General features: G+C 36.8%; 17 protein-coding genes. All 17 read right to left on the bottom strand.

The window, feature by feature from the left end:
• Positions 1-116 precede the first annotated feature (116 nt).
• The gene (locus SKC37_RS09140; protein WP_377981179.1) at positions 117-812 is read right to left on the bottom strand and encodes a M48 family metallopeptidase; all 696 of its coding nucleotides are present in this window, start codon (positions 810-812) and stop codon (positions 117-119) included.
• Entirely contained in the window at positions 812-4,039 is a 3,228-nt protein-coding gene (locus SKC37_RS09145; protein ID WP_377981180.1) for a type I restriction endonuclease subunit R, read from the bottom strand. The genes SKC37_RS09140 and SKC37_RS09145 overlap by 1 nt, the downstream gene beginning before the upstream one ends.
• A 231-nt stretch (positions 4,040-4,270) precedes the next feature.
• A complete protein-coding gene (locus tag SKC37_RS09150) occupies positions 4,271-4,504 on the bottom strand; it encodes a DUF2188 domain-containing protein (protein ID WP_377981181.1) in 234 nt (77 codons plus the stop codon).
• 23 nt (positions 4,505-4,527) lie between these two features.
• Positions 4,528-5,610 carry a DUF4917 family protein gene (locus SKC37_RS09155; RefSeq protein ID WP_377981182.1) on the bottom strand — a complete coding sequence of 361 codons (1,083 nt, stop codon included), beginning with the start codon at positions 5,608-5,610 and terminating at the stop codon, positions 4,528-4,530.
• A 1-nt stretch (position 5,611) separates the two neighbouring features.
• Positions 5,612-5,773 (bottom strand): restriction endonuclease subunit S domain-containing protein, encoded by a 162-nt coding sequence (locus SKC37_RS09160; RefSeq protein WP_377981183.1) that lies wholly within the window; start codon positions 5,771-5,773, stop codon positions 5,612-5,614.
• 19 nt (positions 5,774-5,792) lie between these two features.
• Positions 5,793-6,215: a hypothetical protein gene (locus tag SKC37_RS09165; RefSeq protein WP_377981184.1), complete on the bottom strand. Its 423-nt coding sequence runs from the start codon at positions 6,213-6,215 to the stop codon at positions 5,793-5,795.
• Between the two features lie 4 nt (positions 6,216-6,219).
• Positions 6,220-7,500: a restriction endonuclease subunit S gene (locus tag SKC37_RS09170; protein WP_377981185.1), complete on the bottom strand. Its 1,281-nt coding sequence runs from the start codon at positions 7,498-7,500 to the stop codon at positions 6,220-6,222.
• Positions 7,497-9,056, bottom strand: a complete 1,560-nt coding sequence (locus SKC37_RS09175; RefSeq protein ID WP_377981186.1) for a type I restriction-modification system subunit M — start codon at positions 9,054-9,056, stop codon at positions 7,497-7,499. The genes SKC37_RS09170 and SKC37_RS09175 overlap by 4 nt, the downstream gene beginning before the upstream one ends.
• A 6-nt stretch (positions 9,057-9,062) precedes the next feature.
• Positions 9,063-9,620: a restriction endonuclease subunit S gene (locus SKC37_RS09180; RefSeq protein WP_377981187.1), complete on the bottom strand. Its 558-nt coding sequence runs from the start codon at positions 9,618-9,620 to the stop codon at positions 9,063-9,065.
• Between the two features lie 411 nt (positions 9,621-10,031).
• The gene (locus SKC37_RS09185) at positions 10,032-10,328 is read right to left on the bottom strand and encodes a WYL domain-containing protein (RefSeq protein WP_377981188.1); all 297 of its coding nucleotides are present in this window, start codon (positions 10,326-10,328) and stop codon (positions 10,032-10,034) included.
• Positions 10,329-10,349: 21 nt separating this feature from the next.
• Positions 10,350-11,075 (bottom strand): hypothetical protein, encoded by a 726-nt coding sequence (locus SKC37_RS09190; protein ID WP_377981189.1) that lies wholly within the window; start codon positions 11,073-11,075, stop codon positions 10,350-10,352.
• A 24-nt stretch (positions 11,076-11,099) separates the two neighbouring features.
• Positions 11,100-11,744, bottom strand: a complete 645-nt coding sequence (locus tag SKC37_RS09195) for a hypothetical protein (protein WP_377981190.1) — start codon at positions 11,742-11,744, stop codon at positions 11,100-11,102.
• Positions 11,745-11,770: 26 nt separating this feature from the next.
• Positions 11,771-12,751: a hypothetical protein gene (locus tag SKC37_RS09200; protein ID WP_377981191.1), complete on the bottom strand. Its 981-nt coding sequence runs from the start codon at positions 12,749-12,751 to the stop codon at positions 11,771-11,773.
• 121 nt (positions 12,752-12,872) lie between these two features.
• Entirely contained in the window at positions 12,873-13,820 is a 948-nt protein-coding gene (locus tag SKC37_RS09205) for a transglutaminase domain-containing protein (protein WP_377981192.1), read from the bottom strand.
• 75 nt (positions 13,821-13,895) lie between these two features.
• On the bottom strand, positions 13,896-14,303 hold the full coding sequence (locus SKC37_RS09210) for a hypothetical protein (RefSeq protein ID WP_377981193.1): 408 nt from the start codon (positions 14,301-14,303) through the stop codon (positions 13,896-13,898).
• 14 nt (positions 14,304-14,317) lie between these two features.
• The gene (locus SKC37_RS09215) at positions 14,318-15,250 is read right to left on the bottom strand and encodes a 5'-nucleotidase (RefSeq protein WP_377981194.1); all 933 of its coding nucleotides are present in this window, start codon (positions 15,248-15,250) and stop codon (positions 14,318-14,320) included.
• A gap of 165 nt (positions 15,251-15,415) precedes the next feature.
• The gene (locus SKC37_RS09220) at positions 15,416-16,777 is read right to left on the bottom strand and encodes a glycoside hydrolase family 30 protein (RefSeq protein ID WP_377981195.1); all 1,362 of its coding nucleotides are present in this window, start codon (positions 16,775-16,777) and stop codon (positions 15,416-15,418) included.
• Between the last annotated feature and the right edge of the window lie 33 nt (positions 16,778-16,810).

The raw sequence follows: 16,810 nt of genomic DNA on the forward strand, positions 1-16,810 counted from the left end.
AGGAGTTTATAGGTATAATAAAATCGCTTTCTTTAGAAAGGAGAACTTAATAATTTAAATATGGGCTTTTACAGATTGAATATATTTATATTTTTTATACTTTGTAAGTGGGCTTCTCATGCTAATAGTTTTTCTAATTTCATTTTCCACTTTTCCCAGTCTTTCATTTCTTTAGTTTGCAAATCAAAAAATTTCTGTGTGTGGTCGAGGTGTATTAAATGACAAAGCTCGTGTATAATAACGTATTCAATACAGCCTTTGGGTGCTTTAATCAATTCTGGATTCAAAATGATTTTTCCTTTTGGGGTACAACTTCCCCACCGTGTTGGCATATCTTGCAAAACAATGGAACTTGGCATTACTTTGTACTTTTTAAATTTGTCAATTAAAGGTGCTGCAATTAAGTAAAACTTTGTCTGCGCATGTTGTAAATACCAATCGTTTAATAAGTCTTTTGCTCTTGTCTTGTCAAATGTTATTACTTCTATGAATTTGCCTCTAAGTTTTACAGATTCCTCCTTGTCAATAGAGATTTGTAAGCGGTATTGTTTGCCGAAATACAAATGTGTCTCACCACTTATGTATTTTCGTTGTAATACTTTTGGATGAAAAGAAAAAAAGAAGCTTTGTTGTTTAAGTATCCAAGGTGCTTTTTTTATAATTTTCTCTTTTATTTTTTCTATCGTTGCCCCAAAAGGAGCTCTCACCAACACTTCCAATTCGGGTGTTACCGTAATGCCAAGCGATTTTCTGTCTGAATACTCCAAACGAAAATCTATTGTTCTGCTTCCAAATTGTATCGATTCGTTCATTACTTGTATCGGATTTTAGCAACTTCAATAAAGTCTTCTGCAATCTTGTCCATATCTTTAAATGGCAAATCCAAATTGTATTTATCTCTTACTTCATCAATTAAGTAATCGCCAATCTCAATCAGCAATTTTCCGGTGATGTTCGTTTTGTATTGCCAGTCAATAATGGCTTTGCCGTTGTCTAAAACAGAATATTGAACCAAGTCGTCAATTTGCAAAGCCGTTTGTGTTGCGACTTCTTTACGAACAATATTTTCTTGAATTTTTTCAGACAACGCCTCAACTGTCAAACCATAAAAAGCTTTGGCAACATCTCTGTCCTTCAATTGTTCTGGAATATCGTTGTCGGTATGAGCCAAAACATTGTTCATGATGTCTTGAACTCTGATTAGATATTGTGCTTCAATGATTCGTTTTGCTTCATAGTCAGCAATGGTTTCTCTCAGCATTTGTGAAAACTTTTTATAGAAAGCAGGATCTTCATCCATTTTTTCTGTGATGTGCTTCGCTGTTCTGCTGGCAATCTTATCTGCTTTAGCTGCTTTGCCTGTTGTATTTTCTACCTCTTGCTGAAATTTTTCTTTATCGAAAATATTTACCAGTTCTGTGATCGTTTCAATTTTCTCAGTGGTAATGTGTGTATCTATCAGTTTTTGAATTTGCCCTTCGTATTGTTTGTAGTCAATTTCATCACTGTATCTTTCCACAACTGCCAAGCGTAGTTTCAGGAACATGGTCAAATCTTCTTTGTACCTATTGATCGTTTTTTCTTCAACATCTTTGTGAAACTGAATGGCAGATAATGCCAGTTTCAAACTTTTGGCAAAGGCAGCTAGTTTATCGTAAAACAAAACCCTGATTACTTCATCTTTCAATAATTGCTGATAGGCTTCTGCATCTCGTTTGTTAGCAATGGTTTTGAAAATATCCCAAAGGTCTGAATGCTTTTGCGGAAGTTTTTTAATTTCATCCGAAATATTGGTGAGTGTTCCCGCCAAATCTTCATCATCAAAATCTTCAAAAGTAGAATATAATTTCAAGGCATCATCTAAATTTTCAATTACACCATAATAGTCGATGATGTAACCAAATTCTTTGTCGGCATAAATGCGGTTTACCCTTGCAATTGCTTGTAAGAGTTTGTGTCCTTGCAAATTTCTTGTGAGATATAAAACGGTGTTTTTCGGTTCATCAAATCCCGTAAGCAATTTGTCAACTACAATAATAATTTCCGGGTCTTTCTGATTTTTGAAACGACTGATGATGTTTTTCTCATAGCTTTTTGAATTGCCATGTTCATCCATCATCTTTTTCCAGAACTGATTTTCTTTTTCGGTTGACTTCTCATAGGCACTTTCTTCGCCTTCCCTTTCGTCAACGGATGAAATCAAAACTTCGCAACTCACAATACCTATTTCATCCAAGTATTCTTTGTACTTAATGGCATTCACTTTTTTATCGCAAACCAATTGCCCTTTAAATGGTGTTCTACCTTGCCAGTTATCACGAAAATGATAACTGATGTCCCATGCAATCATTCGCATTTTTTGTTCGGCTGAATTCAAGTGGTCATTTCGGGCAAACTTTTTCTTAATATCTGCTTTTTGGTATTCGGTTAAAGGTTCTGAAACCATCCCAAAAAACGTATCTATCGGACTTGCATTCACATTCTGCAATGCCAATCTTCCTTCATAAAGCAATGGAACTACTGCCTTGTCCTTTACGGCTTGGTCAACTGTATACGCATCTATTAAACCACCAAATTTCTCTGCGGTACTTTTATCTTTTTTGAAAAGCGGTGTTCCCGTCATGGCAATAAAACAGGCATTGCGCATTGTCTTTTGCATGTCGATATTGAACGTGCCATGCTGAGTTCTGTGCCCTTCATCTACCAACACAAATATGTCATGGCTTTCTAATGGTCTGTTTATTTTCTTAACGGCTGCAACAAATTTATTGATGATGGTTGTAACTACCGAATCACTTTTGCTTTCGAGCAATTCTACTAAACGCTGACCAGTGGTTGCATTTTCAACAAACATTCCGCATTTTCTGAAAGTGCCTGTAATTTGATTGTCTAAATCGGTTCTATCTGTAACCAATACAATTTTAGGATTGCGAATGCTTGGTTCCATAGCAATAGCTTGTGCCAACATTACCATTGTTAATGATTTTCCACTTCCTTGCGTGTGCCATATAACGCCACCTTTTCTTTTACCGTGCTCCACATTCCTGATGCGTTGCATGGATTTTTTGATGGCAAAAAACTGCTGGTAACGGGCTATTTTTTTATTACCATTATCGAATAACACAAAATTGAAAACAATGTCCATTAATCGTTCAGGCCGGCATAAACCAAATAAATAATTATCTTGTTCGGTTGGAAGAATTTCCTGCTGTTCTAAAGCATCAAAATACCGGCGAATATATTTGAAACGGTCAGTAAAAAGTTGCTCTTTTACTGATACAGAAAGCGGTTTGTTTTTGAGTTCTTGTAAGTTGATTTTGTAATCACTCTCTTCCTCATCACTGGTAAATTTCTCTTCCCACTTTGCCCAAAATTTTTCAGGTGTGGCATTGGTTGCATAAGCAGCCTCTTGTGTGGCGATGCTCAACGTCAATTGTGAATAGACATACAAACTGCGGATGCCGTCTTCTTGTTGATTGCGTAAATGCTGACTGATAGCCTGTTTCAATGGCTCTTTCATATCTGGTCGTTTGCATTCAATAATGCAAAGCGGAATACCATTTATAAACAACACTAAATCGGGGCGGTAATGCTCTTTGCTTGTGCTCCGCATCACGCTGAATTCTTCGCTTACATGAAATACATTATTGCTAATGTTTTTCCAGTCTATGTATTGCAGAGTAAAACTCTTTTTGTCACCATCTACACTTTGCTCCAATACCTGACCTAAAGTAAGCAGGTTGTAAGCCTTTTCACTGGCTGCAATATAGCCTTCGTTCATGGGCAGGTTTTTCAATGTCAGTATGCCCCGTTCAAAATTATCGTCTGTGAAAATACTGGTTTTGGTGGCACTAACCCGAATACTGTTGATTTCCTTTAACTGCTTCCGCAATACATCTTCCAGAAATACATTGCTAGTTTTACTACCTCTTTGCCTGTCGGCTTCTGCCGGGCTTAAATAGGTATAGCCCAAATTCACCAGCATTTGCAATGCAGGAATCTGGCTGATATGGTCTTCTTTAAAACTTGGTGTTTCCATTATTTACTTTTTTAGAGAACCGGATGCCCGATACAGAGAATTTAAATTTACCGATACAAGTTCCAATACAAAGAATCCGTAGCTTGATACAGAGAATTGAAATTTAGTCTAGCAGTGAGATTCCGAGGTAAGTCGAGAATATATTTTAGTTCTGGCATTGTCATGATTCTAATATTATCTGCTTTGCACAATTAATTACTAAACTATTTTAAAGATTACACTTTATTAATTTTATTTATCCTTCGGAGGATTTGGATCATTTCCATGACTGTTAGGATTTTGAATTTTTCCATCTTTTCCATGTGGAATCAATTCAGATTTTTCTTGTTTCGCTTTTTCACGACTCCAATCCATGGCTTCTTTTTTAGTTTCAAAATACTTGGAAGACTTTTCAGCATTTTCTCTTTTTGAATCCCATCCTCCTTTATTAGAATTGGGAACTACATGTCTTTCTTTTCGTGGCATATTCTTTTGATTTTATTAATTTATTATCCCCAAACCTCTGCCGATTCAGCATCATAATAGCTGACCTCAAAGTCTTGGTTTCTTCTTTTTCTTTTAATTGAATCAGCTGCTTGAATAATTTTCTTGTTCGCTTCCGAATCCGGATTCCCATATATACTTACAAATAAGTGATTAATTTTTCCAGCTGTTATCTTATTAATGATGTGTTCGTCATTTGCAGAAAATGAAACACCATAAGTAAATAAACAGGCGGTTGATTTTTTGTCACCAGTTTTCATTCTCTGGCTAAAGCTTTTGTAAGAATGATACAGATAGCCACTGTGTGTAATTCTTGTGAGCTTCTTTGTGCTGTCACCTTCTGCAACAAAGAGGGGAAACCGATTAGCCTCCAATGCTTCTCTGGTTTGCTCCATTAAAGGTTTGCCAGTATTAATCCATGTAAATTTTTCAATTTCAGCATCTCTTTCAAATACATGCAATGCCCCATGTAAATAATGAATATTCTGACCATGAGCATTGCTTTCTCCCTGCCAAATCACATAGTCTGAAACCGAAATTGGAGTACCATCTTCATTTAATTCTACATCCTTTCCAAATCCATCATTGGGCATAGTATTGATTAGTTTTTCATTTAAGCCAAACATTAATGTCCAATAGAGTAGTAAGTCATAATTCATAGAATAGATTGTTCCATCATTGCCAAGAAAGTTGTTAAGAAATTGAATACAAGACCTATACTTAGCTTCATCTATGGAACTAGGCCATTCGGGGTGGTTTTTAGCAATGGTTTGAATGAGTATTTCTTTGATTTTTTTTGCATGTCTTTGAAGTTTTGATATTGTCCTTGGCAAATTGTCTTTGTATGATGGCAAAACAAGGGCAACATATTCAAGTGCATGAATTACTTCTTCAAAATCTTGTGTTTTAAGGGTTTTAAAAACTTCTCTCACTTCAGGCATTTTGGAGAAATCTGCCTGTTTGTATAAAGAGGAATAAGTGAAAATCGTGGGCACACAAGCAATACTAAAGCCATTACCCAACAAAAGGTTCTTTTTGTTATAGCCTGATGCCAACTCTAATGCTTTAGTAAATGTTATTGTCTTCATACTATTCATTTATTTTCAACCTCACTTTTCCCGATAACAACTTCTGTATCAATCCCTTGTTTTGCTCTCTCAACTTCTCTCCTTTAGCTTTAAGCAAACGGATGTCATTATCTGCCGCTTGAAATACTTGATCAATAGCAGTTTGTTCTTCAACTGATGGCATATTGGATTTTAATTGCCATTTATTTCAAATTTTTAAACCCTAGATATGCTCCAAGTATTAAAAAAATAAGATTAATTATATACCTAATATTTTTTTCTTGTTGTAACCAATGGTCAGACATTTTCCATAAAAATCGTTGATTTTCAAACCAAGACAACCCAACGTGATATCCTTTTGAGTTTTCTGAGCCAAACAGACTCAGGAAATAGACTCTTTTATTTTGAAATTCTAAACAATGAATTCGCTTGTAATATCGTTTATCTCCTGAACGTAGTGGATGAGAAATATTTTTATGTATGAACCTATGGTTGAATATGATGATGTAATTTTCTGAAACATGATAAGTTGTTAATTCACCTTCTTCATTATACATAAAGAAACGTGCAACTTGGGGTTCCATTTCACCAGTATTAACAATCGGATTTAATATCTGAATTCTCATGTATTTATATTAATCGTTTCTTTCCTGTCAACAACTGTTGCATCAACCCCTTCTTCTGTACCCTCAACTTTTCTGCTTTAGCTTTGAGCAATCCAATTTCTAAATCAGCCGCTTTCAATATTTGTGCAATTGCTGTTTGTTCTTCTTTGGTTTGCGGCAGAACAACACGAACAATGCTAAAATCTTTGTACTTGCAATTCAAAGTATCATCCACTAAACCTTGTGAATTACGCCAAAATAGATTGGTCATTTTAGGCATTTTGAACAAGTAAGAAAAGAAAAGTGAATCAGCATTTTTCTTTGGTGTTACCACAGTATATGCCGGACTAACAATACCTTCTAACTCAGACAGTGCACTTCTTCCTTGCCACATTCTCATTGTATTGTAGCCAATATCGCCTTTGCGAATTCTTTTGTATTTCGATTTATCATCATTTGAAGTATCCTTCTTTATAGATTCATCTTGTGGATATACACCATTTTGACCTATCGATAATAAAGGCAAATCAAAATACTTAGTTTCATTTCTCTCTGAGAACATTTCACTTAAAGGCACCTCCTTCCACTCTCCACCAAACCCCTTCAATCTTTTCTTTCCTGTAAGCAATTGTTGCATGAGCCATTTTTTGCAGAGTTCTTTTTGGGCAACGAGTTTTTCTGTTGTGTGTATGGCGGCATCTGCCGTGCTTAGCACTTTGGCTATGGCTTTTTGCTCGGGAAGAGGAGGGAGGGCAATTTTTACCTTCGAAAGATTTGTTTTAGAAACGCCATATACTGATGTTCCCGTCGCAATTCTTCTTAATTCTCTAATTACTTGCTCATGTTGCAAAGAATATGTGCGATAGCCTATTGCGATTTTCCCATCTGTCGCTCTGGCAGCGAATGTGTGTAGTCCAGAAACTATTTTGGCACCATTGATATTTTTTAATTCAACACAATCGCAAACCCCCATATAGTCTTCTGATGCATCGGCAATAATTAAATCACCTTCTTTTAGTGCAGGAAAACTTTCATCATCAAAACACTTCGGATCAATTATTCCATCCAATAAGTATGGTACTGTCTGTTCAATATCTAAATCGAGAATTTCATTTTCGTAAGTAGAGTGTATGTCACCATAATGAATGTTTCTGATTTTATCATTAGTGGTTTCTCTAGTAAGTTGGTCGCGTGAAAAGGAAAATGTTTTCAAGAAATTAAAAACATCACCAAAATCTGGAGTAGACCAATCACGCGGAATTTTTCTATTATAAAACTTTTTACTATTTTGTTCGGCTTTTATCATTTCACTAATTGAGTTAGATATTGGTTAATTTCTAATTGCACTTTTACCAATTCATCTTCTATTTTGTCAATTTCCGTTTGCACAGCAGCAATATCCACCTCTTCTTCTTCTTCAAAGGTGTCCACATAGCGAGGGATATTCAAATTGAAATCATTCTCCTCAATTTCTTTAAATGTTGCCACATAGCTATATTTCTCTTCAACAACTCCTGGTCCCATTTTACCTTTTGCGAATTCACGGTAAGTAGATATAATATGTTCAATATCACTGTCACGGAGCTTGTTTTGGTTTTTAGCACTCTCGTAATGCTTACTAGCATCTATAAATAATACATGCTCACTGACTTTTGCTTTGTTGAATACCATAATTGCCGCAGGAATGCCTGTTCCAAAGAACAAATTCGCAGGCAAGCCAATAACTGCTTCTAAAAGATTTTCCTCAATGGTGCGTTGGCGTATACGGCCTTCGCTTGCTCCTCTAAATAAAACACCATGAGGTACAACAACACCAGCTTTTCCGTGTTCGTTAAGTGTTTCTATCATGTGGCTGATAAATGCCCAGTCGCCTTTGCTTTTTGGAGGTACACCTCTCCAAAAACGATTGTATTGATCACTTTCAGGGTCATAGCTAATGGTAGTTTTGTCGCCATCTTTGTCTTCCACCTTGCCCCATTTATCCAGTGAGAATGGAGGATTTGCCACTACCGTATCAAACTTCATCAATGCATCACCTTCTTTCAATTTTGGATTTCGGATGGTGTCACCCCAACGGATAGTAGCATTATCAAAACCATGCAAAAACATATTCATTACCGCTAATGCCCATGTGCTGCCATTTGCTTCTTGACCGTAGAGAGAGAAATTATCTGAGCCTACTTCATTACCAGCTTTAATTAACAATGAACCGGAACCACAAGTAGGATCGCAAATACGAGAACCTGGCTTAGAATGAGTGAGTTTGGCCAACAAAGTAGAAACTTCACTTGGAGTATAAAATTCGCCTGCTTTTTTACCAGCATCACTGGCAAAATTGGATATTAAGTATTCGTAAGCTCCCCCAATAATATCATTTCCCTCTAAATGTGAGGGGCGAAGATCTAAGGCATCTTTATTAAAGTCGAGCAACAAGTTTTTAAGACGGGTATTTTTATCCTTAGGTTCACCTAATTTGCTGTTGTTAAAATCAATGTTCTGGAAAATACCCGCCCCGTCTTCACTGTATAATTTCTCGCGGTTGGCTTCTTCTAAATCTGCTAACGCAATATTGATAAGTTCGCCAACATTAGATTCGTTTCGAGAATCATATAGGAATTTAAAATGACTATTCTCCGGCACAATAAAGCGTTCGTGCTGCATTGCTCGTTTAGCACGTTCCACATCACCGTTATATTTTACTAAGTAGCCTTCCATTTTATCATCATGCACATCACTGAGATATTTTAGAAACAACATGGTGAGTACATAGTCTTTGTAAACGCCTGGATCAATACTACCTCTAAAGGTATCGCAAGCTTTCCAAACTGCATCGTTGATGTCTTTCTGAGTTATTTTATCCATTATTATTTATTTTATTGCGTTGATTATTTGTTGTTGAATTTGTTTCTCTTTTAATGTTTCAATTTTCTTCTTCAAAGATTTTTCCTTATTCTGGAGTTTAGTGATTTGCAAAATCGCCTTTTGCGTTTCAAGGCTGGGTACTACTATTTCCAGATTTTCTAAAACCTGTTTTGAAATGGAAAGGATTGAAGTTCCGATGGCCTGTCCTTTCAATAAGATTTGTGTTGTGTGGCTATTAAGCACCCAAGCCAAATATTGAGGTAACAATTTTTTTTCGGTTAGCCTAATAACAAAAAAGGAAGTAGAAGCAACCGAAGGCTCATTATGGTTTTCAAAAACGGTTGCAAAATTTTTAGACCCTTTTGCTGCAAAAAGCACATCACCGCTTTTCAGCAAATGCTTTTCAGGAATCCCATCAGCCACTAAATCGGAATGAAGGACTGAATGTAATTGCCCATATTCGTCAAAATGCTTAGACTGCAGATACACCAATTCGCCAATACCAGAAGGCTTAGCGAAAAGTCCAGTTTGAATGTTCGCAATATTTTTTATAGGTGCTCTCAAATTTATTCCTTTGTAATGGCACTACAAAAATACGCCAAGTTTTCTTATCGCAAAATTTTAAATAAAATTATTTTAAGTAGCTTCGCTACAAAAAAGAAGAGTATGGTATACGATGTTATTTACAAGGTGATAGAAAATCTATTTTTAGTGGTAACGTTTTTTTGATTTTTTTAGAGTCAACTGCTTAATTGCGAAGCTGGGCATCTTGGCTGTTTCAAATCATGGCCGTAGAAAAAATCCAGGAGGGTACCAAAGATTGATTGTTAACTGTTACTATTATGGCTAATTAGTAGTCATAAAAATTGTTTGGTACTTAATTATACACGAAAAATCTTTTGTAAAGACCTGCGTTGAGGCATAAATTAACTAAGGATTGTTTCGTTTCATCATTAAATAACCATAGTAAAACTCTTAACCAACCACTTCCACCTCCCCCGGCATCCCCCTCAAAATCCGCTCCACCGGCTCCATACTATTCACCTCTACTTCGAGGAGCCAGGAGCCATCTTTTTGGTCCGTCAAATAATCAGCCGTTGCCGGATAATCATCTTTTAGGAAGAGCATAGCGCGCATGCTTAATTTTAGCTTGATAGGAAACTTCTCTCCTGAATCATTAAAGCCAAAAACATCGGGTGTCAGCAATACGTGAGCTTCCTTAAATTTATAAGTTTCTGACAGTATTTCAATGGATATTCGCTCTTTAATCACATCATCTCACCGATCACATTTTTAAATTTCAACCTCTACTTCCTCCTGTTTTATTTCTAAAACAGAAATATCTAATAGCTCGCCTTTACTTTCTTCATAAAAGTTACACCAAGTGTCCATTTTAGGGTAAGAGGAGATAGAACAATCTAAATCAAATTCATCGAAATCATATTCCCCGTTTGAACTTTCATCACTAAAGCTTTTCGCCCAACTGGAGATAGATTGAATGAGGGAAGATTTGATTAAACCATCCTTATCTGCTATTTCACGTTCAATGCCATTTTGGTCATAATCCGTTAAATAATAGCTAACAATTTTTATTTCTTTGATTGATTTATAAGAACCGGCGATATGAATTGTTAGCATAAATTCCCTTTGAAGAACCTCTTGCAGCAATTCACTTAGCTGCTCTATCATAATCTCTTTTTCAAAATCATGTGAACTACTAAAGGAAGAGGCAACAATTTCCAATTCACCAGCCTGGTTTTGGAGGATGAACTCGGATTCTGATATTTCTAAGTATGAATGACCTAACAACTCAGTTGTGTCATAAAAGTGATACCAGATGATATCATGCAGCGTGTCATAAATATTACTAGGTAGCTTTTTTGATGAATCTACCGGATAGATTGAGAGATCAATTGCGCCGTAATCTACCTCTGAAAAACGTATTTTAAGTTTTCCGTAATTTTCTGGAGACGTTACATACAAGAGAAAACTTATTTTGTCTTTGAATTTCTGTATCATTCGTGTTTATTCCCTTTAACTAGGTTAATCTGCTTTTATTAATTGGATTGATTTTTGACTTAGCATGATATTTAACTCCGCAAATTGTTCCTCACTAGAAAACCCATAGTCAAATGGTTCATCTTGAGGGCCAAAAAGTAGCGCATTCTGATGAAGTAACACTCCGGCCAACGCAATTGTTGTCTCATCACTAATTTCTATTTCGTCTTCTTCAACAAAGACAACCATTGAAAATGAAGCTACGTTAAAGTCTCCGGCTGAACTCCCCTCCATACTAGAAAAGAGAATTTTCTCACAAGACTCAAAATCGACAGCATAGGTTTCTTCAATATGCTTGTTTAATTCAGGACTCATAAAATTGAGCTGTTCAATGAATTCATCTTCATACTCACTTACATTCCGAGTCTCTACATAAGTAATTTCCAACTGACCACCACAAGCAGATGTAAATTCTAAGTGGACATTCCAATAAATATTCAGATCATCTATTAATTGCGATATAATCTCATCCAACAAATACTTATCAGTTGTTTCGGGCAAAACTGGATTATATTCAATGTCAAAACCTCCATGACCATCCCTGATAAAATCAGCCGATGTAAGACTTAAATCTTCGATACAGTATTGAAGACATTGGTATTCCGTAGCTGATATTTGGTATGTACTCATTATTAAATCTGAAAATACTTATTTCATTACTTGTTAATTTCAAAATCCATGGTTTTCAAATCCACAATTATCGTTTCATTTTGAGATTCTGAATAGGTGATTTTAAGTTTATTATTATCAATAAATTCGATTTCCTTATTGCACCCATGAGAGCAGCTCTCCACCCATATAGGGAAATATTTTTTCTTTACTTTGTCATAACCTAAAACATCATTTCTAAACATAGAAATGATAAGGTATGTCTCATTCTCAATTTTAGAAAATGATGAATTTTTCTCATCCGGAAAAATATTTTCAGGGTAATAGGTTACTTTAATGTTATTGTTAATGGCAGTGTTTCCCTCCCAAACAGTCGAAATATTAGCATTATCTATTTTCCATTTTTTCTCAAAATTTACAGGATTATTCACATCAAGTTCCACTCCACTAGGCTTTTTAATAAATTCAGATTTTGCTGCTCTTTCTTCTAAGTATTTCAGGACAGTAGGCTTATCCTTAAAATCTTCAATATTTATAAAATCACTTTCATCACCCAATTCTTGATACACTAATTCAGAAATTGTTAAGTCTTTTAATGAGACTAAGGAGAAATTATAATCAACATATGAAATGGCATTGCCTACTGGTCCTGTAGAATAGATAAAATATAGATATGCTTTATTGTCTAACTCTATAATTTCAAAATTCTTTTCAAAAGAAATCATTTCAAACTCTAAACTAATTATTTCTTTTTCTGACTCAACCCTCCAAGTATCAGCAAATTTTGTAAGTAGATAAATTATATACTTATCAGAATAAGGATCACTTTCAGGTCCACTTTTCTTAGCAAGACAAACGATTTTTTCTACATCATCTATGGAAGCAATTGCCACATTGATGGGTTGAACTTGTTTTAAATTTTTGAAAATCTCCGTGGCTTCTTTAACAGAAACAGATGGGGTATCTGACTTAGAACATGAGGTTAGAATAAATAAGCAAGCTACAAGAATGGTGACTATTTTTTTCATACAGTTAGTGAAGAATTGAGCTAATTTGAATTAGAAGTATTTATTAAATATACCCCAATTCTATTAAAAATAATACAGTCAAGCTAGTATTACATTCATAGTTGTCACAGAATTTACCCCATCACATCACCTCGTAATCCAACAAATAGTGCTGGTACCTATAGCCATTTTTTATCTTCACCGTCTGGATAGAAAGCTCGCCCTTTGTTGTGATGGGCAGTGTAAAGGAGATGGCAGCTTTTTTAACTGGAATGGACTTGATTAGCCGATTGTTCTGGAAAACCTCGATATAATCTATTTGGCGAAAATCGCCCAGTTTAAAATTAATCTGAGCGGAACCATCGCGGCGTGGTTTGATGTATTTAAAACTAGGAGCTAATTCTTTCACCTGCAAAAGATTAAACATAGTTGATGGCCATACTAGTCGCTTGAAAGCGGCATAGTTGATAGGTTTTTCGAGGTATTGTTTGGCAGGATCCAGGGGAATACTCGAATAAATAAAGACCTCCGGATCCACTAAAAACAGCTCATCATAATCCTCCTTATTGTAAGGCAAAGTACTATTTATCGTACATTCTATCATCTTCATCTCGCCATCTATTTCCACCGCATTCCAAAGATGGTTAGCCGTTAAGGTTTCCGGCAGCTCAAGCCCCCTCCTAGTACCTGTAATCAACTCAACATCAATTCCCTGCACCGCACATAGTTTCGCAAAGAGCGTCCCAAAATGCCAACAAACCCCCTTATTTATCTTCAACAAAGTCTCCATCTCTTGCTCATCCCCTTTACGTATATTCCCCTCGGAATAATACATTTCCATCCTACGTTGCGACTCATTACCAGCCTTAACATCATATTTCATGTTATAGGTGATGTAGATATAAAATGCCCTTAATATGCACCGGCGATCCTCGAAATCTTTGGCAATTTCATTAGACAAGCCCACCACCGTTTTCTGTTTGTACTGCTTGTGAATGACAATACTATCGACTTGGTAGTCTTCGTACTGGGCATTTAAAAGAAAAGAAGGGAATAGAAATAGAAGAAAAAAGAGGATAGTTTTGGACATGCAGGCTCGACAGATGATAGCGAGCTTTTAACGTTCGTTTCTTCAGGAAATTATAGACTTATTTAATAAAAATGACTAGAACAACAGAAGCAAAGCAGCGGCACCTAGCGACGTCTGTCCACAACCCTCGCCTACACCTACCAGCTTAGAATAAGAAGCATAATTACCGGAATAGACTTTACTACTTTCAACAATTCCTGCTAGCTTAGAATAAGAGGCATAATTACCATAATAGATTTTTCCACTCTCAATAATTCCGACAAGCTTTGAGTAGGAGGAGTAATTCCCAGAATACACTTTTCCACCCTCCACAATGCCTACTAACTTCGAGTAGGAAGCATAATTCCCAGCATAAACTTTGCCGCCTTCTACAATCCCAACCAACTTTGAATAAGAGGCATAATTCCCAGCATAGACTTTACACTGAGCTTTTGCAAGGTTAATGGTAAGTAATAGGGTGGCTAAAATCAATACGTTTTTCATATTTCTTTATTTTACTATTTTTTGGGCTTTAAATTCAGCAAAGGCGAATCAGAGGCATACGGTACTTTACCAGAGGGAACTACTTTAGAGGATTCGGTCAAATGAACATCTTGATCATCAAAAAAGATGTGTGCTCCAAATTCTTTCAACACCGTGTCTTTCGAAAGTCCACCTAAAAAATACGCCTCATCTACATAGACACCCCATTTACGCAGGGTTTTAATGACCCGCATGTGAGAGGGCGCACTCCTAGCCGTGACGATGGCTATGCGCAGCGAGGATAATTCGATGGTGGTGGGGAGCTCCTCTTGGATTTTGGAAAGTTTAATCAACAATTTAGCAAAAGGCCCCTCTCCTAAAGGCACATCTTGATTTTCAAGCTCATATTTTTGAAATGCTTCAATCCCCTCTGTTTTGTATCGATGTTCTGATTCATCCGAAAACAGCACAGCATCCGCATCAAAAGCAATTTTAACCCGGTTATCAGACGGTTTGAAATCAGTAGGAGGTGCATAAATATAGGCCGCCGCACATTTCTTAGCATCGATGACACTTTGGACATCCATCAGGTCTTTACTCAGGAATAAATCGATGTCAAATCCGTCAATGTAAGGGGCCAACGATTCGCCACCACTGAACGCCATCCGCGTAATGTCTAATTTATACTTCTCCACAGAGTTCATGATTCTCACACCAGTTTCCGGACTATTGCGAGACATGACCACCACTTCCACAATTCGCTTCTTAGCTGTTTCATTAAGATGAAGTAAACTCTGAATCAGATGAAATGCCGTCCCTGGCTCCAAAGGTTCATCTTCATGTTCCAATTGGTATTTTCTAAAACCGGAGATGCCTTGGGTATTAAAAATTTCATTCTCCTCCTCTAGATTAAAAAGCGCGCGGCTGGAAACCCCTACTACAAGAATATCTGAAATGTTGATAGGCATAGAGTCTATTTAGATAAAAATTTAAACAAAGTACTTGTCATAATCGGAACATAAAATATGCATACCCTAAAGAGGTAAAAAAACATTCCATCACAACAATCCCACAGCTACCAAATAATAGTAGAAAAGTTCAATTTCTTTGGCCTAAAATTAGGCTACCTATTCTCATAAAACAATTGTTAGCACCGAATCCGCCGCTAATTCTATATTCTGTTTACCAAGGGCTACGCTCTTTTTAGCTCCCTCATTTTGAACCAATACAACTATTTTTCCATCAGGTCGCTTGAAAGCCGCCGCCTGAATACCCAATGGAGCAGAAATGCCTATCCGTATCGATCCTGGAGGGATAAATTTAGCTGCTTGCATGACGATGTAATACGACTGATTACGCGTGATTTCTTGGCCACCTATGGTTAGGGCACCTAGGCATTCCGAACAGCCGCCAGGCGTGTGAGGTCCATAGGTGGGATCGGTGGCTAGATTCCATTCGATGACCGCTTTGGCATGATTATTGACTGACCCTATAATGACATTTTTCATGTGCCACATAAATTCACTCGCAAAATCTCCCTTTGCCCCGGTCCACTGCTCTGTAAAATACAAATCCTTATCAGGATGCGCCCTTTGTACTTGACTCATGGCTGATATATCCCCACCATACAAATGAAAGGCAGAACCGTTCACGTACTTTCGAACCTCCGGCACATTTAATAATTCAATCGCATATTCTGGATGATCGCAATTGTGATCATAAATGACGATTTTCGTCTGAATACCTTGTTTTTCAAATACAGGTCCCAAAGCTTTGGCAACAAAAGTACCCTGCATCAGTGCACTCATGTACATACTCGGATTATTGCCCGGATTTAGGGGTTCATTCTGCGGAGTTAAGGACCAAATCGGAATACCTTCTTTGGCCATCTCCTGTATATACTTCGCCAAATATTCCGCGTAGGTGACATAGTATTTTTCCATCAACGAGCCGCCCCTACTAGAATAATTGTCCTTCATCCAAATAGGTGCAGACCAGGGAGATGCCATAATTTTGATGGCTGGATTAATCGCAATTATTTCCTTCAAAAGAGGAATTAAGTCGGGTTTCGATTTGGCCAAACTAAACTTACCCGGCTCATCTTCATAAGAAAATACCGCTGAATCTAAATCAGACGCCCCCACGCTAATGCGCAACACCGTCATCCCATTTTTACCAAATAACTCCTGCAACAACGCAGCCCTCTTCACCGGTTCCAAGCGATACATCACTTGCGCACTCCCTCCCGTTAAGGCTAATCCAAAACCATCGATAGTTTGAAACGTTAAATCAGGATTTACAACTAAAAGATCGCCTGAACCACTCGCTCCAGGCTTATCAATTTTCTGAAAAAAGGATTTCTGTTTAGGAAGACTTTGGTAGAATTCTGCGTTTGAAAAATCAAGAGAAGGTGTCGTTTGAACTGGCACCTGTTCTTCTTTACTGCACGAGAATAAAAATGCTAACGTGCAGAATACTAGAAGAATGTGTTTCATGGGTTGTTGATAATTTCGTTAAAGGTATCAAAT

It is taken from the genome of Aquirufa esocilacus (assembly GCF_042715595.1).
GTDB lineage: Bacteria > Bacteroidota > Bacteroidia > Cytophagales > Spirosomataceae > Aquirufa > Aquirufa esocilacus.